The sequence below is a fragment of the Photorhabdus sp. RM322S genome, assembly GCF_042879395.1.
GTDB lineage: Bacteria > Pseudomonadota > Gammaproteobacteria > Enterobacterales > Enterobacteriaceae > Photorhabdus > Photorhabdus khanii.
Map to the genome: position 1 here is coordinate 1 of NZ_JBHFKW010000008.1, position 25578 is coordinate 25578.

At 47.8% G+C, this 25578-nt stretch carries 8 protein-coding genes and 1 pseudogene; 5 read left to right on the forward strand and 4 right to left on the reverse strand.

Annotated features, from left to right (window positions below; genetic code table 11):
- The 3 genes and pseudogenes from ACGF63_RS07025 to ACGF63_RS07035 all read right to left on the reverse strand — a co-directional run.
- A partial coding sequence (locus tag ACGF63_RS07025) for a hemagglutinin repeat-containing protein (protein WP_387629719.1) occupies positions 1-13562 on the reverse strand: 13562 nt, incomplete at its 3' end.
- 60 nt (positions 13563-13622) lie between these two features.
- Positions 13623-15286, reverse strand: a pseudogene (locus ACGF63_RS07030) (ShlB/FhaC/HecB family hemolysin secretion/activation protein).
- Between the two features lie 422 nt (positions 15287-15708).
- Complete coding sequence (locus ACGF63_RS07035; RefSeq protein WP_387629722.1) at positions 15709-16356, reverse strand: YtjB family periplasmic protein; 648 nt, start codon at positions 16354-16356, stop codon at positions 15709-15711.
- Between the two features lie 116 nt (positions 16357-16472).
- On the opposite strand from ACGF63_RS07035, the gene serB reads away from it, so the two are divergent.
- The 4 genes from serB (at position 16473) to ACGF63_RS07055 (ending at position 21530) form a co-directional block, all read left to right on the forward strand.
- Entirely contained in the window at positions 16473-17450 is a 978-nt protein-coding gene (gene serB / locus ACGF63_RS07040; protein WP_036843877.1) for a phosphoserine phosphatase, read from the forward strand.
- 24 nt (positions 17451-17474) lie between these two features.
- Positions 17475-18857, forward strand: a complete 1383-nt coding sequence (gene radA / locus ACGF63_RS07045) for a DNA repair protein RadA (protein ID WP_036843875.1) — start codon at positions 17475-17477, stop codon at positions 18855-18857.
- A 12-nt stretch (positions 18858-18869) separates the two neighbouring features.
- The gene (gene nadR, locus ACGF63_RS07050; RefSeq protein WP_132354583.1) at positions 18870-20105 is read left to right on the forward strand and encodes a multifunctional transcriptional regulator/nicotinamide-nucleotide adenylyltransferase/ribosylnicotinamide kinase NadR; all 1236 of its coding nucleotides are present in this window, start codon (positions 18870-18872) and stop codon (positions 20103-20105) included.
- 645 nt (positions 20106-20750) lie between these two features.
- Positions 20751-21530 carry an ABC transporter ATP-binding protein gene (locus tag ACGF63_RS07055; RefSeq protein WP_239002527.1) on the forward strand — a complete coding sequence of 260 codons (780 nt, stop codon included), beginning with the start codon at positions 20751-20753 and terminating at the stop codon, positions 21528-21530.
- A gap of 38 nt (positions 21531-21568) precedes the next feature.
- Here ACGF63_RS07055 and ettA read toward each other — a convergent pair whose 3' ends face one another.
- The gene (gene ettA, locus ACGF63_RS07060; protein WP_132354584.1) at positions 21569-23236 is read right to left on the reverse strand and encodes an energy-dependent translational throttle protein EttA; all 1668 of its coding nucleotides are present in this window, start codon (positions 23234-23236) and stop codon (positions 21569-21571) included.
- Positions 23237-23615: 379 nt separating this feature from the next.
- On the opposite strand from ettA, the gene sltY reads away from it, so the two are divergent.
- Positions 23616-25532: a murein transglycosylase gene (gene sltY / locus ACGF63_RS07065; protein WP_387629728.1), complete on the forward strand. Its 1917-nt coding sequence runs from the start codon at positions 23616-23618 to the stop codon at positions 25530-25532.
- Positions 25533-25578: the final 46 nt, after the last annotated feature.

The following is a 25578-nucleotide window of genomic DNA, read 5'->3' on the forward strand; positions in this document are numbered from 1 at the left end:
ACCTGTGCGCTGATTTCCCGAATGAGTTGTGCCTGTCTCAGTCGTTTCTGTTCTTTCTCTTTATCAAAGATAGGGCTTAATGCATTGCCGGCATTATCCGTGTCGCGGCTCAGGGTGGTGATATCCTGTTGCTGTTTGTCCTTATCTCGGATAGCAATCGTGCCGTCGCTGACTGCCGCATGAGTGGTGCTTTGGGCATGGCCTTCTTTATTTGCCCCACCCAGGGTATTGGAGGCCAGATTACTCAGCAATGAACTCCCTACCGGTCCGCCGGTGCTGAATCCGGCACTCTGGTGTTCGGTTTTGAAATCCGCTTTGTTTTGAATATCCCCGAAGCCGAGGGTACCGGTCTCGAGGGTGTTTTTGGCTTTGTCTGCGGTACTGGCAATGACGGCGCCATCAAGCTGGGTATGTTCACCCACGTTGACCTCGTAGCCGCCTTTGCCGGCAAACAGGCCGGTTTGCTCTTGCACGCTGTCAAAGTTGCTGTGGATTTTGTCGCGTCCGATACTGAAACTCACTGTTCCATCAGTCTGAGGGCCGACCGTGACACTGGTGCCGGCGCTGACGTTCTGCTGCTTCATATCATAGCGGTTGCTGTCTTGTTCGCTGGTAAGCGTCAGGTTGCGTTTTACGTCGGCGGTAATCTGTTCGCCACTGACCTGTGCGCCTTTGAGGGTGGCATCCCGACCGGCGTTGAGGGTGACGGTGTGTCCGGCACTCACGGTGGTTTCGTTATGGCTGACGCCGTCACCGCTTTCACGGCCTTTGCCATGGTTGACACTGGCGGAGATATTCAGACCGGTGCCACCCGGTCCGGCGGTGAAGCCTATACCGAGTGAGCCGCTGCGACTGCTGTTGCTGCCGGTGGTCTGTTCGGTGTTCTGGCTGGAGGTCAGCTGAATATCCCGGTTGGCATTGAGTTGCAGGTCTTTGCCTGCCTGCAATCGGCTGCCCTGAATGCGGATATCGCCGTCAGGAGTTGAGGTGTCTTTGCCTGTAGCGGTGATATTGAGGTTATCCCCGGTGGTCAGGCTGCTGCCCTGTTGAGTGGTCTGATGCTGTTTCTGCTCTGACCGGGAGGACTGGCTGCCGTAGGAGAGGTTGATACCCACCAGGTTGTTGTTGGTTTTGTTGTCACCGCCTTTGGCATCGGCCAGTCGGGCGGCCTGCACCGCTTGTACCCCGCTGAGGGCGGCTTTGGTACCCTGTAAGGCTTTGAGGCGGCTGTCACTTTCATTGCTGGCCGCCTTGACGGTCTGCACGGCGGTATTCACCGCACTGCCGGCTGTCCCGGACAGGGCCACGGTCAGGCCGCTTTGTTTCTGCTCGGTTTTGGAGATAGCGGTGTGGCTGTTTTCGGCACTGGTGATAGTGACGTTCTGACCGGCAAGTTGCATATCGCGGCCCGCCACCACATCACTGCCGTGAATGTTGAGTTGTTCTCCGGCGTTGAATGTCACGCTGCCCTGACTGCTGCCGACGGTGCTGCCTTTGCTAAGGTTGCTGTCGATGTTGGTGGTGGATTTTTGGCTGGCTTTGCCGACGGTGAAGCCGATGCCGCCGGTGCCCATCAGGCCGGATTTTTTCTCCTTCCGCAGGTGAGTTTCGTGACGGGCTTCATCCGCAGTGGTGACGGTAAGCTGATTGCCGGCGGCCAGATTGACATCTTGGGTGCCAGCCACGTTACTGCCGATGATGTTCAGGTCATTGCCAGCCTGTACGGTGACGCTGTCTCCGCTGAGGGTGGTACTCACTGCCCGGCGCTCATGGACTTCGTCGTGGGTTTCGACTGAGGATTTGGAGAGTAAACCTTTGCTGGTCTGTTTACTATGCTCGACCAAATCGGATGAAGCAGTACCAGCATCCAGAGTCAGATTATTCCCAGCTTGTGCTGTCAGTTGTTGACCGGCATTGACGTTGGCGGCGGTAGCTTTCAGGTTATTGCCGGCCCGCAGTGCCAGGTTGCCCGCTGTATTTATTTGGCTGCCGGTGTCGCGCTCCTGTGTCAGATGACGGTAATTGTCATTCCCCCAGTCACCGTTTTCTGTGCGGCGGGTGCGCAGGGTGTCCAGTGTCAGGTCAAGGCCTGCTGTTATCTCTGTCTGACTGTCTTTGCCGGCATTATTTACTTCACTGGCGGTGAGACGGACGTTGTTGATGGCTTTCAGTGATAAGGTACCTTGGTCATTCTGGACATAAATCCCCGCAGGGCGGTCCAGCCAGCGATCAACTCCCTCTCCGCGCAGGGCAGAGGCACTGGTGATATCCCGGCCTGCCAGCACGGAAACTCTATCTTGTCCCTGAATGCTGCCACCCAGGTTGGTGATGTCCTGCTGGGTGGTTAAGTTGACCTTACCGCCTTGAATAAAGCCGCTGTTGGTCAGGTTCTTAGCCGTCAGTTGGGTCACTTCACGTCCAGTGATGGTGCCACTGTTGGTGATATCACCCCGGCTATTCAGTGTGACGTTGTGACCGGAGAGCAGGGCGCCGTCACCGGTCAGATCGCCTTTATTCACCCGGGCGTAGACCTGCGGTACGGTCACGGTCTGTGTTGTGCCGTCCGGCAGGGTCACCGTGCGGTTGGTTAGCCAGATAATGTCCGAGGTGAGCAGCGCCATCTGCGATGGGCTCAAGGCAATGCCAGGGGTGAGTTGTTGCTGTTTGCCGAAGGCAACGCCGGCTTCCATTAACGCTTTGAACTGGGCTTCATCGTTGTTGTGACCGGCCAGATAACGGTGTCCGGTCAGCTGGGTGATCTGATCACGCACCAGACGTTGTTCGTAGAACCCGTCTCCCAGGCGTTTGTGGGTCAGTGCCGGGTCGTTGGTGAGCTGTTGTTGCATATAATCCGTGCCCAGCCATTTTTTATACTGGGTGAATTTGGGGTCGGTCTCTACCAGATAGTGGCTGTCACTACCCGGTTGCACGATATACAGGCTGTTATCCGGTAGGCGGGTCTCCGGGGCGATTATGCGGATAAGCGGTTCGGCTGTTTGCCCTTTGACGGTAGTGGGTGGAAGTGCAAGTTCAAATTGTTGACCGGTTGGTAACATCAGTGGGCGTTCATCCAGCGGATCGCTATCCGGCAATGTGATGGTGTTTGGTGGCAGCACCCGCTCAGTTTGACCGGTAGGTGACAGTGTTGGGTGTTCAGCCAGTGCGTCTCTGTTCGGCAGTACCACTGTGCCGGATGGTAATACCTGCTCAGTCTGTTGACTGGTCGGTGAAAGCATCGGGTGTTCAGTCAGCGCGTCTCTGCTCGGCAATGTCAATGTGCCGGATGACAATGCCTGCTCAGTGTGTTGGCCTGTAGGAGAAACTAACGGGCGGTCAACCGGTATGTCCCTGTTCGGTAATTTAATTGCCTCAGTCGGGATAGCCACGGTAGTTCCTCGATCGTTAGCCTGCAACGACCGGTCGTTAGTCTGTGTCGGGATGCTGAGTGTGATGGCATTGATAGTCGCATTTGTGAGCGAGACATCACCCGCGCCTGCCATCCTTGATGCCGGATTAATCCCGGCAGGTGAATTCTGAACACTGCCCGTTTGCCTGTCACTGATCGTTATGCCGGCTGTATCCGGGCGGGTATTGGCCTGCCAGGCCAGTGCTTTCAGGTCAATGGTTTCTTTTATCGGTGTCGGGCGATAATCGCTCCAGCTTTTTCCCTGGGATCTTTTGCTCCTTCTCAGTTGACGTTTTTTCTTTTTGGGGTACCAGCGGATTTGGTTGCCTTCATCTGCGGTGATACGTTCGCCTTTGGTTGAGTTATTGTGTAGTTCGTCAATATTACCCCCCAATATTGCGCCAGCTACGATTTGACTGTCGTTGTTGGTTAGCATTGTACTATTTAGGGTGATGTTGCCCCCGGCTAGAATTTTACCGGGGTCGCTCTCTTTTATCTGGGTTTCTGTGACGGTATGGGTATATTGGTATTCGTAAAATTTATTATCTCTGCTACCGTCCGGCATAATGGCATCGCGTATACCATATTTGTTTCGGTAGGAGGTATCCACCTGTGACCAGTCATAGCGGGTGGTGTGGCCGCTCAACACGGCTTCATGACGCTGGGATTTTTCCGTTTCTACAACGTGTGTTACTAGGCGATTGTTGGTATTGCGGATAAGAGCAGCATCAATTCCCAAGTTGCCTCCAGCCTCAATGGTTGCCGCGTGGTTGATAAGCCGGCCAGCTTGACTGGTAGCCGTCAGGTTCTCATCCAGTTGCCCACCAATGAGCATGTCTCTCACACTGTAAATCTGGGCATGGTTAAGGTTGTTGAGGGTCCCGGTGGCGATATCCATTCGGTCTCGGGCAGCAATGACTGCGGCTTTGTCTCCCTGAGCGGTGTTATTGAGCGTGCCTGTCTGGAGGGCTATCCGGTCACCGTAAATACGTCCGGTGCCCATGTTGTCCAGTATTTTGGTCGTCAGGTGAGTGAGTTCGCCGTCAATGAGTCCCGTGTTAGTCAGTGTGTCGCGGATGTGGATGCGGGTTTTCCCGGCACTGATTTCCGCAGCTTGGGTGTTGGTGAGGTTTTTTGCTACCAGGTACGCCTGCCCGGCTTTAATTGTGCTGTCGTTGATAATGTTGCCTGCGGTTTCCAGAGACAGATTGCCGTTAGCGGCAGTGTTGCCGGTATTGTGGAAGTCCTGTTTTAACTTTATCTCCATGTCGCCCTGCGATAGTATCTGACCGTCACCGCTTAGGGTATCAACTTTGATGCTGGTTTTTTCACTCGCAATTAGGGTGCCTTTTTGGTTGTTAATCGTCAGTTCCTGATCTTCGTCTTCAATGGTGAGCCGTTTTCCACCAGAAATCATTCCTTGTGTGTTATCCAGTGTCTGGCTGACGATGGCTTGCAGGCTGTCGGCTCCCCGTAATGCGCCTTGGGTGTTATCCACCTGTTGAGCTTCAATTATTAGGTTTTGGGCTTCGGTACCTTGGTTAGAGCGATTAGTTTCCCGGTTAATGAGTTTTGCCGTGTTTAATGCCAGTTGTTGGCTGCCGTGGATAAAACCGCCGGTGTTGTTCGTTTGTTGCTGCGCGTTAATCGTCGCGTCACCCACGGCTTGTACTTGTCCGTGGCGGTTGTCGAGCAACAGGGTATTCAAGTCCATGGTGTCTGTTGACAACAGTTTACCGTCCTGATTATCGGTATCAGCCCGTCCTGTGTCGATGACCAGTTTCTCACCCTGAATGTGTCCATGTTGGTTATCCAGCTTGCCGCTGGTCACTGTGGTGTTGCCATCACCAATAATACGACCGTGCTGGTTGTCCAGTAATTGCCTGTTTGTATCAATATTGATAGTTTTCGCCGATTGTAATGTGCCACCGCGGTTGGTGAGTGTTTGGCTGTGAATCGCCAATCCACCGTTACCGGCAATACGGCCATTGTCATTGGTCAATGTTGTGCCGGTGATGTCGGTTTTGCCGTCAGCGGCAATAAAACCGGTGTTGTTATTTAATTCTCCGATATCCAGTTTCAAATCTCCCTGGGCAGAGAATTTGCCTGATTTATCTTTGTCGCCGTTGTTATCCAGACGTTGACCTTGGGTGTTTAGGCTTAGTTTGCCATCAGTCCGGACGGTTCCTTTTAAGTTATTGAATGCTTGGGTAGTCAGTTCAATTTGTTGGGTGCCGGTTAGGGTACCTTGGGTGTTATTTACCGCTGCTGTGTTCAGGGTGGCGATCTTATGGCTGGCAATAATACCGGCCTGATTATGTAAATCACCGCTGGTAATTAACATGTCATCTTGGCTGCGAATGCCGCCCTGATCACGACTGTTCTTGTTAGTCAGGGTGTGACCATTCGTATTGAGTGTCAGTTTACCTGCGGAATGTAACAGGCCGCCGCTGTTGTCAGTTTCGTTCACCGATAATTCCAGTGCATCGGTTTTGCTGGCTAGGGTTCCGCGTTGGTTTTTTAGTTCACCACCGGTGATGGTTGTCTTTCCTGTGCCAATAATTACGCCATCATGGTTGTCGATTTCACCTGTGGTTAGGGTCATTGTCCCTTTGCTGATAACGCCACCGTTGTCGCCACTTTGGGCGGTTGTCAGTTTTTCCCCATGAGTGTTCAGCGTCATATTACCGGCAGAGTCTATCCTTCCGCCTGTACTGTCGAGTTCCCCGCTGTCGAGTTGCAGGTTTTTCTTACTGACAATGGTACCGGCCTTGTTGTGGAGTGATTGTTTCTGGGTGTCAATGTGAGTTTCGTCGCCACGGATAAATCCGCGATCATTGGTTAGTTTACCGGTGGTCAGTTTCATGGCATCTCGTGCCATGATACCGTTGATCTCACCACTGTCAGTATTGGTCAGTTCCTGCTGTTGGGTATCCAATTCTAAGCTGGCTGCGGATTGCACCAGTCCGCGCTGGTTATTAACTGCTTTTGTTGTTAGGGAGGCCTTGCCCTTCGAGAGGATTTTACCGTCGGTATTGTTGAGGTCTTGGCTGGTCAGCTTAATTTCGTCTTGTGAGCCTATCACGCCCGCGGTGTTATCAATTTCACCGGTCTGAAGTGTCAAGTTGCTGCCGCTGCGTATGCCGAGCTTATCTCTGCTTTGCGCGTTAGTTAGCTTCTGGCCGTGAGTGTCTAGTGAAAGGGTGGTGCCGGATTGCAGCAAGCCACCTGTGTTGTCCATTTCACCAGTATTCAGTGTCAGTTGCTGATGCTCACTGACTATTTTGCCGCCTGTGTTCTTAACTATTCCTGATGATGTCACTTTGAGTTGTTGATTGACTGACACGATTCCCTGATGGTTATCAATGGCATCCGCAGTCATCGTCAGGGTTCCCAGGCTTAAGATCCCTTGTTTAGGCTGGCTGTTGCGGTTGGTTATTTTACCTTGTAGCCCATACAGGATCAGGTTTTTACCCGCATGGATCAGGCCAGCATCATTATTGATGCCCTGCGCAGTCAGGTTTACGTTGCCTTTACTGAGGATGCCGCCATTTTTGCCGCTGTTGATGTTAGTCAGCAGCCCACCCTGCGTATCCAGTGTCAAGTCACCGGCTGATTGCAGCAGGCCATTGCTGTTGTTAGTTTCGTTCACGGTTAGTGTCAGTGCACCGGTTTCGCTGACGAGTGTTCCGCCCTGATTTTTCAGTTCACCGCCAGTGACCGTTGTTGTTCCTGTACCAATAATGGCACCATCACGGTTGTCAATTTCGCCGGTGGTCAGAGTGAGTGTGCCTTTACTGATAACGCCACCGTTTTTCCCGCTTTGTGCCGTGGTCAGTTTTTCCCCATGCGTGTCCAGCGTTATGTCGCTATCAGATTCTATCGTTCCTCCAGTACTGTTGAGCTCTCCACTATCGAGTTGCAGGTTTTTCTTACTGAATATGATGCCATCCAGGTTGTTTAATGCCTGCTTTTGAGTGTCAATGTGAGTTTCGTCGCCACGAATAAATCCGTGGTCATTAATGAGGTTACCGGTGGTCAGTTTCAGGGTATTTTTCGCGATCACCCCGCCTGACTTACCGCTGTCGGTATTGGTCAGTTTATGCTGTTGGGTATCCAGCTTCAGATCAGTTGCGGATTGAATCAGTCCGCGTTGGTTGTTGACCACCGCTGTTGTTAGGTCTGCTTTCTCCAGCGAGAGGATTTTACCTTTGGTATTGTTGAGGTTCTGGCTGGTCAGTGTGGTTCCGCCTTGTGACTCGATCACACCCGCTGTGTTATCGATTTCACCGGCTTCCAGGGTCAGGTTACCGCCGCTGAGTATGCCGTGTTTATCTCCGCTTTGAGTGTTAATCAGTTTCTGACCGTGGGTGTTGAGTGAAAGAGTTGTTTTGGATCGCAGCAGACCACCAGCGTTATTCAGTTCGCCGGTATTCAGTGTCAGTTGTTGATGTTGGCTGACCATTTTACCGCTTGTATTATCAACGATTCCGGTTGATGTCACTGTGAGTTGCTTATCGGCGATGACTCTTCCCTGTTGATTATCGATGGTGCCTGCGGTCATTGTTAGCGTTCCCAGGCTTGAAATCCCCTGTTCAGGCTGGCTGTTGCTGTTGGTTATTTTGCCTTGTAGCCCATCTAAGATTAGGTTCTTGTCTGCATGGATAAAGCCCGCTTTATTATTGATCCCTTGGGCGGTTAGGCTTGCATTGCTGGCACTGACTATGCCACCAGTCTTGCCGCTGTTGATGTTAGTCAGCAGTCCGCCCTGCGTATTCAGTGTCAGGTCGTCAGCTGATTGCAGTAAGCCGCCGCTGTTGTCAGTTTTGCCCACTGTTAATGTCAACGCACCCGTTTCGCTGGCAAGTGTCCCGCCCCGGTTGTTCAGTTCACCACCGGTGACCGTTGTTGTTCCTTTACCAATGATGACGCCATCATGGTTGTCTATTTCGCCGGTGGTCAGGGTGAGTGTGCCTTTACTGATAACACCACCCGTATCGCCGCTTTTTGCCGTGGTCAGTTTTTCTCCATGCGTGTCCAGCGTCATATCACCGGCAGATTCTATCCTGCCCCCGGTATTGTCTAACTCCCCGCTGTCGAGTTGCAGGTTTTTCTTGCTGGCTATGGTGCCGGACAAGTTGTTTAGCGCTTGCTGATGGGTGTTAATGTGGGTTTGATCGCCACGGATAGAGCCGCGGTCATTGAGCAGTTTACCGGTCGTCAGCTCCAAGGCATTTTGCGCTACGATCCCGCCGTTTTCACCGCTGTCAGTGTTGACCAGTTCGTGCTGTTGGGTATCCAGATCCAGGCTGGCGGCGGACTGGATCAGTCCACGTTGGTTGTTGACTGCTTGTGTTGTTAGATCCGCCTTGCCCTGTGAGAGGATTTTTCCGTCGGTGTTGTTGAGGTTCTGGCTGGTCAGTGTGGTTTCGCCTTGTGAATTTATCGCGCCAGCCGTGTTATCGATTTCACCGGCTTCCAGGGTCAGGTCACCGCCGCTGAGTATGCCGTGTTTATCTCCGCTTTGAGTGTTAATCAGTTTCTGACCGTGGGTATTGAGTGAAAGAGTTGTTTTGGATCGCAGCAGACCACCGGTGTTATTCAGTTCGCCGGTATTCATTGTCAGTTGTTGATGCTGGCTGACCATTTTACCGCTTGTATTATCAACGGTTCCGGTTGATGTCACTGTGAGCTGCTTATCGGCGATGATTCTTCCCTGTTGATTATCGATGGTGCCTGCGGTCATCGTCAGCGTTCCCAGGCTTGAGATCCCCTGTCCAGGCTGGCTGTTGCTGTTGGTTATGGTTCCCTTTTGTTCATTCAGGCTCAGATTTTTACCTGCATGGATAAAACCTGCTTTATTATTGATGCCTTGAGCGGTCAGATTCATATTGCCTGTACTGATTATGCCACCGCTTTTACCACTGTTGATATTCGTCAGCAGTCCGCCCTGTGTATTCAGTGTCAGGTCGTCAGCTGATTGCAGTAAGCCGCCACTGTTGTCAGTTTTGCCTACTGTTAATGTCAGCGCACCCGTTTCGCTGGCAAGTGTCCCGCCCCGGTTGTTCAGTTCACCACCGGTGACCGTTGTTGTTCCTTTACCAATGATGACGCCATCATGGTTGTCGATTTCGCCGGTAGTCAGGGTGAGTGTGCTTTTACTGATAACGCCACCATTTTTCCCGCTTTGTGCATTGGTCAGTTTTGCTCCGTGCGTGTCTAGCGTCATATCACCGGCAGATTCTATCCTGCCCCCGGTACTGTCTAACTCCCCGCTATCGAGTTGCAGATTTTTATTGCTGGCTATGGTGCCGGCTAAGTTGTTTAGCGCTTGCAGATGGGTGTTAATGTGGGTTTGGTCGCCACGGATAGAACCGCGGTCATTGATAAGTTTACCGGTGGTCAGTTCCAAGGCATCTTTCGCTATTATCCCGCCGTTTTCACCGCTGTCAGTGTTGACCAGTTCGTGCTGTTGGGTATCCAGATCCAGGCTGGCGGCGGATTGTATCAGTCCACGTTGGTTGTTGATCGCTTGTGTTGTCAGGCCTGCCTTTTTCTGCGAGAGAATTTTACCGTCGGTATTGTTGAGGTTTTGGCTGGTCAGCGTGGTTTCACCTTGTGACTCGATCATACCCGCTGTGTTATCAATTTCACCCGCTTCCAGGGTCAGGTCATGGCCGCTGCGAATACCTTGTTTATCCCCGCTCTGGGTGTTAATCAGCCTCTTGCCTTGGGTGTTGAGTGAAAGGGTGGAGCCGGATTTTAGTAGGCCACCAGTGTTATCAACCGTTCCAGATGTCACTTTGAGTTGCTGATTGGCTGCCACGGTTCCTTGATGATTATCAATGGCATCTGCGGTCAGAGTTAAGTCCTCTGAACTTAGTATGCCTTGATCAGGCTGGCTGTTACGGTTGGTTATGGTTCCTTGCTGCCCATCAAGGATCAGGTTTTTACCCGCATGGATCAGGCCCGCATCATTGTTGACGCCTTGGGTGATCAGCTTCATGTTGCCTGTGCTGGTTATGCCCCGGTTTTTACCGCTGTTGGTGTTGGTCAGCAGTCCACCTTGTGTATCCAATGTCAGATCGCCAGCGGATTGCATTAATCCGCCGCTGTTGTCGGTTTTGTTGACGGTTAAGGTCAGGGAGCCGGTTTTGCTGGCGAGTTTTCCGCGCTGGTTGTGCAGTTCACCTCCGGTGATGGTGGTCGTTCTTGTACCAATGATCGAGCCATCATGGTTGTCGATTTCACCTGTGGTTAAGGTCAGCGTTCCTTCACTGGCTACGCCACCGGTGTCGCTACTTTTGGCTGTGGTCAGCTTTTTCCCGTGGGTGTCCAGTGTCATATCACCATCAGATTTTATCTTTCCTCCGGTACTGTTAAGTTCTCCACTATCAAGTTGCAGGTTTTTCTTACTCGCTATGGTGCCGCTTTGGTTGCTCAGTACTTGCTGATGGGTGTCAATGTTGATGCCATGACCACGAATAAAGCCAGCATCGTTATTCAGTTTACCGCTGGAAATCTGTAATGAATCTTTGGCAATGATGCCGCCAGTTTTACCGCTGTTGATATTAATCAGGGCTTGGTTTTGGGTATCCAACAACAGACTTGATTCTGATTGGATCTGTCCTCGAGTATTATCTAATGCCTGTGTGGTCAGTTCTGCCATCTGTTGTGATAAGAATTGTCCATCAGTATTGTTAACATTACCGGCGTTAAGAGTGGTTTTTCCTTTAGCGGAAATGATGCCAGCGGTGTTGTTGATATCACCTGTACTGAGTTCCAGATTGCCTTGGCTTAATATGCCTTTTTCTTTGTCACTGTTGGCGTTAGTCAGTTTTTGTCCGTGGGTATTGACTATCATGTCATTGCCGGATTGTAACAGACCAAATGTGTTATCCAGTTCACCGCTGTTTAGGGTTAGTTTTTCTCGGGCAATAACTTGCCCTGCGGTGTTGATGAATTTATGTCCTTTGGTCTGGATATCTATCTGCTGGGCGAGTAATTGTCCTTGATGGTTATTCAACGCCTGACTTTTTGTGGTGAGCTCTGTTTTGGCTTCGATTCGGCCATCGGCGTTCTTAATGTTTTGCTCGGTGATCAGTTCTGCATTGCCACCGGTTGCCGCGATTTTACCCTGGCTGTTATCAAGCTGCCTTGATGTTAGCTGGATATCTTGACCTGCCTCCAGGCTGCCATTCTGGTTATTCAGAGTGTCATTGACAGTCAGCTTCAAAGAGCCTTTTTCGGCAGCCGCTATTTTGCCTTTGCGGTTATCCACTGTAGTGGCGTTAATTGTCAGGTTGCCATTACCTTCAATCTCACCATTGTGGTTATTCAGCGTGTTGGCAGTGAGGGACATTTTGTCTTTGCCCTTCTGTTGCATTAATCCACTCTGATGGCTCAATGTGTCTGCTTTTATGGTAATTTTGTTGGCGGTAGTGACGGCTTTTTCGTTCAGTTGCAGGTTGTGGGCTTGTATATCCAGTTCGCCGTTGGAGAGGAGTTTGCCACCATCGCCTATCCACTGTTGTGTGTTGAGTGATAGTTTACCTTCACCAGACAGTTGAATTGTTCCCAGAGTGTTGTTCGCTTCATGTATGGTCAGATTCAGGTTATGACCATTATTGGCGATTTTTCCCCGTTGGTTGTCCAGCTCTGTTGTTGTGATCGTCAGTTGTTTCCCTTCATTGAAAAGGGTGCCGCCGCGGTTGCTTAATTTTTGGGTGTTGAGTACCAGGTCGCCTTTGCCGGTCTGGTTAATTTCCCCCTGATTGTTAGATAAATCTGGTGTAGTTAAGTTGATTTCCCGGGCCACCAGTTTACCGCCATTATTGTTAAATTGGTCTGGTGTTTTAGCGGTAAAACGGTCAGCTGTAATGGTAGCGTTGGCGGTGCTAATCTCTTTTTGACTGGCAGTGAGTTGAATGTTGTTGGCAGAGGTTTGGCTGCCGCTGAGATCAATCTTTTTACTCTGTACTTCCAGGGTATTGGTTGCCAGATTTTGTCCATTGGCTTGAATTTGCTGTTTAGCTGTCAGTGTCAGTGAACCGGGCAGCGTGGCTTTCCCTTTATCATCAATACCGGCAGCCAGAATACTGCCATTGTTACTTTGTATTTTACTCGCGGTTATTGTGGTATTGCCCCGCGCCGCGATTGTGCCTCTGTTCTCAATTTGTCCATTAATTGTGAGGTGTACTTCGCCGGCTGATGCCCCAATGTGACCAGCGTTACGTACCCCCACGCCAGACTCTGTTCCTATCAGCGTGATTTTATTGGCATACATGCCTCCGAGTGCGGCTACATCCAGCGTAAATTTCGGAAGCTTACTGTCGTCAGCAGATTTTTTCTCGATGTTCTTGTGAGCGGCATCAACGATATTACGCCCGGTGGTGACTTTCAGATCCTGCGCATGGAGCTTGCCGTTGATTGCCACCGAACGGGCAATAATTTCTGTGTAATTTTGTTGTGAGCTATCCATACCCAGCCCTTCAATGCTCACCTCTCCTTGGCTGATATCAAAGCCTTTTAGTCGGCCTTGTTCCATCATGACTTGTCCAGTGGTGAGTGTTGTGCGATGAGCGTTGATAAATCCGCAGCCGTCGCAAGTGATACCTGCCGGGTTGGCAATAATAACTTGTGCTTTTTGTCCAGCAACCTCAATCCAGCCATTAAGTCGACTTTTATCTAGGCTGTTGATTTCATTTATAATGATTTTAGCTTCTGCTTTGGCGAGCCACGGATTGCCGGCCACCATACCGCCTAGTTGAGTTTGGGTAGCAGTATGACTGTTATTTAAGATCGCTCCTTGTTTATCAATATCAAATTTGCTGTAGGTATTGTGTGAAACACCAGCCGCATTGGGGGTCTGAATATTGATTTGTGGCGTGCCGTTTGCGCTGCTAAGGATAGCGGGTTGCTGATGACCTGGCGCGTGTCGGTCGGCTACAATGTCTGCTTGTGCGGTTAGAGAAATACAGCCGGTTGCCAACAACAAACTTAGCCTTAACGCGGTTAGCCGACAAAGACATTGTGATGATTGCCGACGGCTGCGGCGGCGTACCGTACTACCTTGCCCGGCGGTAGCAATATCAGCCACGACCATCAACATGTTTCGGGCTTTATTAAAGATAATGCGATACAGGTGCTTGTTCATTGTTTTTCTCCGCTAACACGCTTTATATCTGCTACGCTCTGGCAGCATTGTTATTTTGAATTAGTACTGCCAGTACAAGCTGAATCCGGTTGTGACGGGTGAGGTTTTAAAGCCATCCGGTTTGGATAGAGGGATACCGGCAAACAGGTCATAGCTCACGCCTTTCAGGCTGCCTCTCCAGCCCAGGACGCTACCAGCCAGGTGTTTTCCCAACTGTCGTTCTTTTCCAGGTCCGCCAATTTCGCCATAGTCCATTCCCATATATAGGGATTGACCATTCAGTGGTGTTTGCCATTCCAGTTCGTTACGGCTGTACCAGCCACGATCCCCGTTTAGCGTGCGTTCCCCGTCAAATCCGCGTACGGTCCAGCGATTGCCAATTGAAAATTGATCTTGTGGTGTCAATGGTCTGTTGCTTATTTGATGCATGTATTGGGTTTTGTAGGAAAATGACTGAGAAAATAAGGTAAATGGCGCGGAAAGCGCGGCCGTAAATTGCGTTGTTTTAGGTAGAGCGGTTGCCTCATCCCGGGCTTCTTCTGGGGCTGGTTGAGCACCAAACCAGCGCGTTCCCCGCAGGTAAGTCACTCCGGCATCCAGTGTTGCACTGCCGATGTAGTGACGATGAGATAGCCCTAGTTTCCAACCGGCGGTTTCCCGTCGCTGTATGTCTACTTCAATGTTATTAAAGAAATTTTTGGATGTGCGACGATAAATTTCTCCGTTAAGGGAGGTTTTCTGGCTGGCGTTACGATGCAAGACCCGACTTAACTGGAAGTTTAGGTTTTTGCTTTCACCACTGTATTTATCATCTTTATGTAGCCCGGCTACCGTTTGGTTATAATCATAATTACTGGCAGTAATGCCCACCATCCAATACCCCACAGGCAGTGAGTAGTGGATGGTGTAGTTTTTGTTGCCGCGACCGGAGGGGGAGTGAATATCGCGCCCACCGGAGAGATAAAATAGGTCACTCAATGCCAGTGGGTTGTGCAGATATAAAGTTAATCCGCCTTGGTAGCGCCCAGTGCTTTCAGAACCTGAATCATCCATATAAGTGGCTAACTGCCAATGCCGTGACTGGCGCCAGTCTAGTACAATATCGCTTTCCCCTGGTTGTTCACCCGGCACGATTTCCATATTGGCTTGAACGGTAGAAAAACGCTGTAAATTTTCTAATCCCTGCTCGATATCTCGTAAATCAAGCAGCTTTCCTTCTCGGGGGGAAAGGTGGTTACCCGTTGGATATAACTTCCGCTTTCAGCGGTATAGCGGATGTGACGGATTTTGCCCGGTATTATCACCAATTTTAATGTTTTGGAATTAAGATTCTGATTGGGAGCCAAGACCCTACTGGTGACATAGCCATGATTGATTAGCCGGTTTTGTATCCGGGTCATCAACACATTAATCCCCTGAGTGCCCAGGCATTGATTTTCGCCTTGTTGGGCTAGGCGCATAAGGGGTAACCAGTGCGGGAAGTTTTCTGTTCCTGCCAGCACGACACGCGTAATCGGAAAACAGGGCGTATCGACCGGAAATTCAGAAGGTACAGTTTTTTCAGGTATAGACAGACGAATATCCGCTGGTGGCGGTGCTAATTGGGCCTCCAGGGCTTTCTGACGTTCCTGTTGATGAATAAGTTGTTGATCTGATATTTCGGTAGCTTTAGCACTGGTAGTCACAATAAGAAAGCTAGTGAAAACAATAACCTTTTTTTGCATTATTCTTCAGCATCCCGCACACGTCATGTGATTTTTGGGGTGCTATTAATCATTAATTTAAATTAACAATCAATATGTGAGAATTACTTAATTGATATGGAATAGATGTATGGGTTTATTTAAATTTTCAGTAAAAACAATATGTTATATTTCATTGAAAAATAAGAGGGTAATGTGAAATATGATATCAATCAATGAATTATGTGAATAATATAGATATTTGTGACCTGATGTTATTTATTGGTAAGTATGTGATATGTGTCACTGGGAATATTATTATGTAATTTTGGGAATTATTGCTTTTGGTATTAGATAGTGAGGGGGTTTATTTTTCTTATCATAATATAGGATGCTTATTTTTTGGCATATTTACCAAAAAATAAGCTCTTACGGGTTGAGAGATGGCAGTCAGATATTTTAACTTATTCTTCTTCTTGCTGGTTTTTCTCGTTTGATTTGCTGTTGGCAGTCAACAAATAAGGCGACTGTTGCCAGCGGCTGGGTGTTAATTGCAACAGGTTATGCGCCAGAATAAAACCAATTGCTAGAGCCAGTAAGATCATGATCCTGAGCAGGTTGGTGGTGTTATCCACCTGTTTGGATTCCGTTGCCAGTTTGTGTGTGTCCAGCGTCAGGCGCAGAAAACCTTTTGGTTCTTCTTTTCCTGGAATGGGAACGACTATTTGGTGGTTAAAATAGCTGCCCGCTTTTTTACCATCCAAAGATAAGCGATCCCGTACCGATACATTTTCTCCGCTATGGGCAACTTGTGTCCCATTGTTAAGATAGACACTGGCGTCAAGTATGCGGCTGTTTTTGGTCAGGTAGTGCAAATTAGCCAGTATCTGTTCATTATTAAGATCTTTGCTGCCACTCTCCATATAATCGGATAAGCTGAATGCGACTTGTTTTGCCAGGGTTTTCGCCAATTCCTCAAATTGATCCATCTGGGCCTGTTGGTGAGAACGGCTAAAATAAGAAACGCCCTGCATTAGAAATACTAATAAAGCAATACAAATCAATATAATAGCTGTTTTATGCAGTCGAAATTTTAATTTAGCTTTGGTCATGGTTATTTCTTCCAGGCGTTGGTCAACTCAATGTTGCCAGATGCAATATAGGGAGGATAGTTTGAAATGCAATTTTTTGCTGCCAGAGTCATGTGGGATTACAGGAGTAGGGATTAATGTCTAATAACCTGGCTTATCGCTATTTGCCGGAAGAGGTCCATAAGTGGCCGGGATTACCACTTTCGTTAAGTGGGGAGGAGGTGATGCCATTGGATTACCGGGCGGGTGACAGTGGCTGGTTGATATACGGCCGTGGCCTGGATAAACAACGCATCAGTAATTTTCAGCACCGGCTTGGTGCTGCTATTGTCATCGTCTCTTCATGGCGTATTGATGATTATCAGGTGGTACGTATTGCCGGAAGTTTGACTTCGCGTATTAAGAGGCTGGCTGATGAGTGCCGGTTGGATGTGGTTCCTTTGGGGCAGATCCCTCGGTTGCGCTCACCCGGTTTGCTGGTGATGGATATGGATTCAACGGCAATTCAAATTGAATGTATTGATGAAATTGCCCGTTTGGCCGGCGTAGGTGACCAAGTAGCCGAAATTACCGAGCGGGCAATGCAAGGAGAACTGGATTTTTCTGATAGCCTGCGGGAGCGGGTTGCTCAACTTGCAGGGGCTGATGCTGATATTTTGCGGCAGGTTGTTCAAGATTTGCCGCTTATGCCGGGGCTGACCAGTTTGGTACGTAAGTTACAATCTTTTGATTGGCATGTGGCAATCGCATCGGGGGGGTTTACCTATTTTGCCGACCATTTGCGCCAGAATTTACGTTTAGTTGCTGCGGTAGCAAACCAGTTAGAAGTCAAAAACAGCAAGTTAACAGGTAAGGTTATCGGGCCAATTGTTGATGCTAAATATAAGGCTGCCACATTGATGAAGCTGGCGAAAAAATGGGATATCCCGTTGGAACAAACAATCGCTATTGGGGATGGTGCCAATGATCTGAAAATGATTCGCAAAGCGGGGCTGGGTGTTGCTTATCATGCTAAACCGAAAGTTTATGCACAGTCGAAAGTGACAATTCGTCATGCTGATCTAATGGGAGTACTGTGTGTGTTAAGTGGCGGTCTTAAACACGAAGAACGTTAATAAAGTCGTTTTAGGGAGTACAGAGTGGCGAAAGCAGCAAAACGGGCATTTGTCTGTAATGAGTGTGGGGCGGATTATCCGCGCTGGCAGGGGCAATGCAGTGCATGTCATGCCTGGAATACCATTACTGAGGTGCGTTTAGCCGCAGTATCTTCCTCTCGTAATGACAGATTCAGTGGTTATGCGGGAGATGCTGGTGTCAGCAGGGTTCAGAAATTATCAGAGATTAGTCTGGAAGAGCTTCCCCGTTTTTCCACTGGATTTAAAGAGTTCGATCGGGTTCTTGGTGGTGGTGTTGTACCCGGTAGCGCGATTCTGATTGGCGGGAACCCCGGCGCAGGGAAAAGTACCTTATTGTTGCAGACGATGTGTCAGTTGTCCGCACAGATGAAAACCTTATACGTCACCGGAGAGGAGTCATTACAGCAGGTTGCGATGCGTGCGCACCGGTTGGGGTTGCCGGTTGATAATCTGAATATGCTGTCAGAAACAAGTATTGAGCAGATTTGTCTGATTGCGGAGCAGGAGCAGCCAAAATTGATGGTGATTGACTCCATCCAGGTGATGCATATGGCGGATATTCAATCTTCTCCGGGGAGTGTCGCTCAGGTCAGGGAAACCGCTGCTTATCTTACCCGGTTTGCCAAAACCCGCGGTGTTGCCATTGTTATGGTAGGTCATGTCACCAAGGATGGCTCGCTGGCAGGCCCGAAAGTGTTGGAACACTGTATTGACTGTTCAGTAATGCTTGATGGTGAAGCGGATTCCCGCTTTCGTACTTTACGCAGTCATAAAAACCGTTTTGGTGCTGTCAATGAGCTTGGGGTGTTTGCCATGACAGAGCAGGGATTGCGCGAAGTCAGTAACCCATCAGCGATTTTCCTTAGCCGTGGCGATGAAATTACGGCGGGTAGTTCCGTCATGGTAGTGTGGGAGGGAACTCGTCCTCTGCTGGTGGAGATTCAAGCGCTGGTGGATCATTCGATGATGACCAATCCACGGCGGGTGGCTGTGGGTTTGGAGCAAAACCGGTTGGCTATTTTGTTGGCGGTTCTTCATCGTCACGGTGGCTTGCAAATGTCCGATCAGGATGTATTTGTCAATGTGGTTGGTGGGGTTAAGGTCGCGGAAACCAGCGCGGATCTCGCTTTACTTCTCTCTTTAGTCTCCAGTTTTCGCGACCGGCCCCTGCCGCGTGATTTGGTTGTCTTTGGTGAGGTGGGGCTGGCCGGTGAAATTCGTCCTGTACCCAGCGGGCAGGAAAGGATATCAGAAGCGGCTAAACATGGTTTCAAACGGGCGATAGTGCCTTATGCCAATATGCCGAAAAAAGAGCTGCCAGGGATGAAAGTTTTTGGTGTGAAAAAGTTGTCAGATGCGTTATCTGTTATGGAAGATCTTGATTAAACGGGAGGAGATATGGGTCAATTTGACTACCTTAAAGAAGCGATTAAACAAACGGGTTGTACGTTGCAACAAGTTGCTGATGCAAGCGGTATGACCAAAGGTTATCTCAGCCAGTTAATTAATGACAAAATTAAAAGTCCCAGCGCTCAAAAACTGGCATCTCTTCATAACTATTTGGGGGTGCAATATCCTGTGCAGAATAAAACGGTTGGGGTGATATTCGGTAAGTTCTATCCATTGCATACCGGGCATATCTATCTGATTCAGCGGGCTTGTAGTCAGGTGGATGAGTTACATATCATCCTTTGCCATGATGAGCCCAGAGATAAGGCGTTGTTTATGAGCAGCTCCATGTCGCAGCAACCGACGGTCAGTGATCGTCTGCGCTGGTTACTTCAGACGTTTAAGTATCAGAAAAACATTCATATTCACTCTTTTGATGAACAGGGCATTGAGCCATATCCACATGGTTGGGATGTGTGGAGTAAAGGCATGAAAGCCTTTATGTCAAAAAAAGGGATTAATCCAAGTTATATTTATTCCAGTGAAGCTCAGGATGCTCCTCGTTATAAAGAGCAATTGGGAATTGAGACTATTCTTATCGATCCACAGCGCTCGTTTATGAAGATCAGTGGTCGGCATATTCGTCAGGATCCATTCCGTCATTGGGAATATATCCCTACGGAAGTAAAGCCTTTCTTTGTGCGTACTGTAGCGATTCTCGGTGGGGAATCCAGTGGTAAATCCACATTGGTTAATAAATTGGCAAATATTTTTAATACTACCAGTGCCTGGGAATATGGTCGTGATTATGTTTTTTCTCATCTGGGGGGTGATGAGATGGCGCTACAATATTCAGATTATGACAAGATTGCGTTGGGGCAGGCTCAGTATATTGATTTCGCAGTAAAATATGCGAATAAAGTCGCATTTGTCGATACTGATTTCGTGACTACTCAGGCATTCTGTAAGCGGTATGAAGGACGTGAGCACCCGTTTGTTCAGGCATTGATTGATGAATACCGATTTGATTTGGTCATTTTATTGGAAAACAACACACCTTGGGTTTCTGACGGTTTGCGTAGCCTTGGCAGTGAGCAGGATCGTAAAGCGTTCCAGCAATTGTTGGAAGATATGCTGAAAGACAATAATATTGAATATGTAAATGTGAATTCACCAGACTATGATCAGCGTTTTCTGCATTGTATAGAGCTAATTCAGCAACTTTTAGCGGTTAATCCTAAGTAACGGGTTAGTTGAATCGTTTATAATTAGATTCATATATAATATTTTATATGATAAATTAATAAATATATTCAATGTATATCCAGCCACAATATGAATTGTGGTTGGATGTTTTTATTACTGATAAGTAATAAAATATATAATAGCTATTAATATTTTTGATACTTCTATTGATTATTTATTCCTTGAATAAAAGCAAAATTAATAATTAAATACTTCCATGTTGATTTGTAAATAAAAATTTTTATATTTGTGATTTATTCTTGAATAAGATAAGGTTGGTTTTTTATTAAAGATTTAATGTTTGATGCGTTGTTGTTATATGGAAATTAAATATTAATTTTAACATGTTGTTATGATATTAAGGTGTTTTTATATATAAGAAATTATTTGTCTGATGTTATTTTTGTGTTTGAACTAACAAAATAATGGCCTATTGCTAATGAGTGGTTGCTAGGAATGGATTGATTTTGTTTAGTGAAATTTTAATTTTAGCATACAGATAGCCATTTGAAATAGTCACTGGTAGAAATATTGATATACTTTTAGTTGAGATATTTCTTATATGATTTCCCCTCGTTTGTGTAATCTTATAATGATAACTATCTGTATTTTTACGGATTGCTCTGGCTGCAAGTGTTACTGATAATGCCAGATTTCTTACACTATTATGCTGAGATAATGAATTTGAATCAAATTGCTACGATTGAAGCCATTGATATTTCATATGGTTTTTCTAACAGTAAAGCTAGCCAGAAAATGATTTCAGACATCACTCTTTCTATTTTTCCAGGTGAATTTACTTTGGTTACTGGGGATCTCAGTTCGGGAAAAAGTACTTTCCTGGCAACGATTTCCGGGTTATTGCGTCTCGATAGAGGAAAAATATTAATTGCTGACAAAGAATTGGGTAAACTGAATAACAGCGAATTAGATAGATTCCATTTGATGAATTGTGGTTTTATCTTTCAAAGAATTAATTTATCTAATGAACTTACAGTCCTGGATAATTTGCTATTATCTCTGTCCTGTGGAATCACAGCTTCCCATCAGGAAGCCATGACCAGGGCAACTAAGGCCCTCAATATTGTTGGTCTGAAACACAAGAAGGATATATATCCCAATGAATTACGTGACAATGAAAAACAACGGGTAGCAATAGCCAGAGCTATTGTGAAAAGCCCCCAGTATTTGTTTGCTGACGAGCCGACCAGTTATCTTGATAATTATGACTGCCAGGTAGCCATTGATATCTTAAGTTTTATTGCTCATAACCAAAGAGGAACGGTTGTTGTGGCTTCACAGGATAATAGGCTTATTAGGCATGCAGATCGTATTATTACTTTGAAAGAAGGAAAGATTATCCATGATACTCATCTTACACATAGCATAAGGAATAAGACTACGAGTTTATATGTAAATAATTGAGAGGAAAATGGCCTGTTATCAGGCCATTTCTAATATGATTACTTGCTGATTCTCTTATATTTAATGCGATGCGGTTCTAGCGCTTCGGCACCAAGAGTCCGTTTTTTATAGTCTTCGTATTCACTAAAGTTACCTTCAAAGAAAGTCACTTTACCCTCATCCTGATAATCAATGATGTGGGTTGCAATACGGTCAAGGAACCAACGATCATGGGAAATAACCATTGCACAACCTGGGAACTCCAATAGGGCGTTTTCCAGTGCACGCAAGGTTTCAATGTCCAGGTCGTTGGTTGGTTCGTCGAGCAGCAACATATTACCGCCAACTTGCAACAGTTTAGCTAAATGTAGCCGGCCTCTTTCACCACCAGACAGTTCACCGACACGTTTACCCTGATCAACACCTTTGAAGTTGAAACGGCCAGCATAAGCACGGCTTGGCAGCTCGAAGTTGCCGATACGCATGATATCCTGACCGCCGGAAATCTCTTCCCAGACGGTTTTCTTATCATCCATATTGTCACGGAACTGATCTACAGAAGCCAGTTTGACGGTTTCACCTAATGTGATAGTACCGGAATCAGGTTGTTCCTGGTTAGCAAGCATACGGAATAGGGTGGATTTACCTGCACCGTTAGGCCCGATAATCCCGACAATTGCCCCTTTTGGCAGAGAGAAGTTCAGATTGTCGATAAGCACCCGGTCGCCATAGGATTTGGTCAGATTTTCCACTTCCAGAACTTTGTCGCCCAGGCGTGGCCCAGGTGGGATAAACAGTTCACTGGTTTCGTTGCGTTTCTGGTATTCAACGTTGTTTAATTCTTCAAACCGGGCCAGACGTGCTTTACCTTTTGCCTGACGGCCTTTTGGATTTTGGCGAACCCATTCTAACTCTTTCTCAATAGATTTACGGCGGGCGGCTTCTGTTGATGCTTCCTGAGCCAGGCGGGCGTCTTTCTGCTCCAGCCATGAAGAGTAATTACCTTCCCATGGAATACCTTCACCACGGTCAAGTTCCAAAATCCAGCCGGCAACGTTATCAAGGAAATAACGGTCATGCGTAATTGCAACAACAGTACCTTCGTAATTGTGCAGGAAGCGCTCCAGCCAGGCGACAGATTCGGCGTCAAGATGGTTTGTCGGTTCATCCAGCAGCAGCATATCTGGTTTTTCCAGCAGTAAACGGCAGATTGCTACACGGCGGCGTTCACCCCCGGACAAATGCTCAATTTTTGCATCCCATGGCGGCAGACGCAGCGCGTCAGCTGCACGCTCAAGCTGGTTGTCAAGATTATGACCATCGTGGGACTGGATAATCGCTTCTAGTTCACCTTGCTCTTTAGCCAGTTTGTCAAAATCAGCATCAGGATCAGCATAGGCTGCGTAGACTTCATCCAGACGGGTCAGCGCGTGTTTCACTTCGCTAACTGCTTCCTCTACTGCTTCGCGGACAGTGTGCTCAAGGTTTAATTTTGGCTCCTGTGGTAGATAGCCAATTTTAATTCCCGGCTGTGGGCGGGCTTCGCCTTCGATATCTTTATCAATACCGGCCATAATCCGCAGTAAGGTTGATTTGCCCGCGCCGTTAAGGCCAAGAACACCAATTTTGGCTCCCGGAAAGAAACTCAGGGAGATATTTTTTAGAATATGACGCTTCGGGGGGACAATTTTGCCGACCCGATGCATGCTGTAAACATATTGAGCCACGTTGCTATAAGCCTCGCTATCTCTGATTGTTGTGATGATAATGCCTGTTTTGCGAAGTCAATCGCATGAACAGGGCGTGTTGGTATCTGATTATATCCAGTTAGGTTATTTATGTTCATCTGAACACGATTTATCACAGTTTACCCGATTTAAGTTAATAAACTCTATAACCCAATTGCCGGAATAGGATGACTCTGGGGAGAGTTTGTTAGGATGGATCAATTTATTGGATAAAAAACTTACCTGTTTAGTATATATGGTTAAATATTTCATTATGGAGTGAATTAATGTGGTAAGTGGCGGTGATTATATTATTATGGTGTGTATACATTTGTAATATTAACCTATTCAATTTGATCTCCGGGAGGAGCGTGTGGTAATGGCTAAATGGCAACACTTTGCGGTGGCTATAGGGTTGGTTTTTGTGTCTGTCGCAGTAAACGCTGATTCTCTGGACGATCAGCGGCAGCGATATCAGCAAATTAAGCAAGCGTGGGATGCCAGTGATATGGCTGAGGTGGCGAGATTGATGCCAACATTGAAAGACTACCCGCTTTATCCTTATCTTAAATACCGGGAACTGACTCAGGATTTGGCGCTGGTGACACCAGAACAGATCCGTAGCTTTATTGATAGTTACCCTAATCTGCCACCAGCACGCTCTTTACCATCCCGTTTTATCAATGAACTTGCACATCGTGAAGATTGGCGTGGGTTGCTGGCATTTAGTCCTACAGCACCGAAATCGATTACAAGCCGTTGTAATTACTATTTTGCCAAATGGGCGACTGGTGAAGAGCCGGTTGCCTGGCAGGGAGCGAAAGACATTTGGTTGAATGGTCGCTCTTTACCTGCCAGTTGCGATAAATTATTTGATGTCTGGCAGCAAGCGGGCTACTTATCGGCGGAACTGATATTACAGCGTATTAGTCTCGCATTGAAAGCAGGGAACACTTCGCTGGTCAGTTACCTCGCTAAGCGATTGCCGCTGGGATACAAAAGTATCGGTGATGGCTTGATTAAGTTGCAGGATGATCCTGCGACTGTCTCTGTTTTTGCTGATAATACCGGGCCGACTGATTTTACCCGTGTCGTTACTTTAACGGCTTTCTCACTCCTTGCCCGTCAAGATCCGGATCAGGCAGGAGCAATTATTCCATCAATTGCCAGAGCGCAAAAGATGAATGACGGCGAGCGTCAGCGGTTAAAAGATATTGTTGCCTGGCAGTTAATGGGGGATGTAAACGATGAGCAGGAGAAGTGGCGCGATGATGTGATCCGCGATAGCCAATCTGTTTCACTGCTTGAGCGTCGTGTTCGTCTGGCGTTGGGTCATGCAGATGAGCCGGGTCTGGCTCAGTGGATCAAATTGCTACCGTCAGCGAACCAGAACAAAGAGGAATGGCGTTATTGGTGGGCTAATATTTTATTGACGCAGGGTAATAAAAGCGAAGGTGAGGCGATACTGCGTAAGTTGACGGAAGGTCGCGGTTTTTACCCAATGGTTGCTGCGCAAAGACTGAATATCCGTTATCCACTGACGATTAATACCGCAGAAAAGCCAGATGCGACGATGGCTTCGATGCCCGAAGTGCGAAGAGTAAGGGAACTGATATATTGGCAGATGGATAATCTTGCCCGCATAGAGTGGAGTTATTTGGTTGCCAGCCAGAATAAATCACAGCAGCAGCAGTTGGCACGTTATGCTTTTAACCAAAAATGGGCGGCTCTTAGTGTACAGGCGACAATAACCGGGAAAATGTGGGACCATCTTGAAGAGCGTTTTCCGTTGGCATGGCAGCAAGATTTCAGTCGTTTCACGTCAGATAAGGGGATTTCTCAAAGTTATGCAATGGCGATAGCCCGTCAGGAAAGCGCCTGGAATCCTCAAGCCAGTTCTCCAGTCGGTGCAATGGGTTTGATGCAGGTGATGCCGGGAACGGCGGCGGATACGGTTAAGCAAAATGGTATTCAGGGATATGTAAACAGTAGCCAGTTGATGAACCCGCTGACGAATATCGAAATTGGTACGGCTTATCTCGAATCGGTCTATCAGCGTTTTGGTCATAACCGAATACTCGCCAGTGCTGCTTATAATGCGGGTCCGGCCCGTGTGGATCGTTGGTTATCTGACAGTGGTGGGCGGTTGGATGCGATAGCTTTTATTGAAAGCATTCCGTTTTCCGAAACGCGCAGTTATGTCAAAAATGTTTTGGCTTATGATGTTTTCTACAGTAACTTTATGGGTAAGTCATCAAATGTGTTGGCTAACGCAGAATGGCAAAGGCGATACTGATTTATGGCAAACTATGCTATGCTGCTGTACTAGTTAAATAGTATGA

Excerpts from the sequence above, each read along its gene's own strand:
- ACGF63_RS07035 (WP_387629722.1), bottom strand. The coding sequence starts at position 16,356 with ATGACCAAAGCTAAATTAAAATTTCGACTGCATAAAACAGCTATTATA.
- serB (WP_036843877.1), top strand. The coding sequence starts at position 16,473 with ATGTCTAATAACCTGGCTTATCGCTATTTGCCGGAAGAGGTCCATAAG.
- nadR (WP_132354583.1), top strand. The coding sequence starts at position 18,870 with ATGGGTCAATTTGACTACCTTAAAGAAGCGATTAAACAAACGGGTTGT.
- ACGF63_RS07055 (WP_239002527.1), top strand. The coding sequence starts at position 20,751 with ATGCCAGATTTCTTACACTATTATGCTGAGATAATGAATTTGAATCAA.
- sltY (WP_387629728.1), top strand. The coding sequence starts at position 23,616 with ATGGCTAAATGGCAACACTTTGCGGTGGCTATAGGGTTGGTTTTTGTG.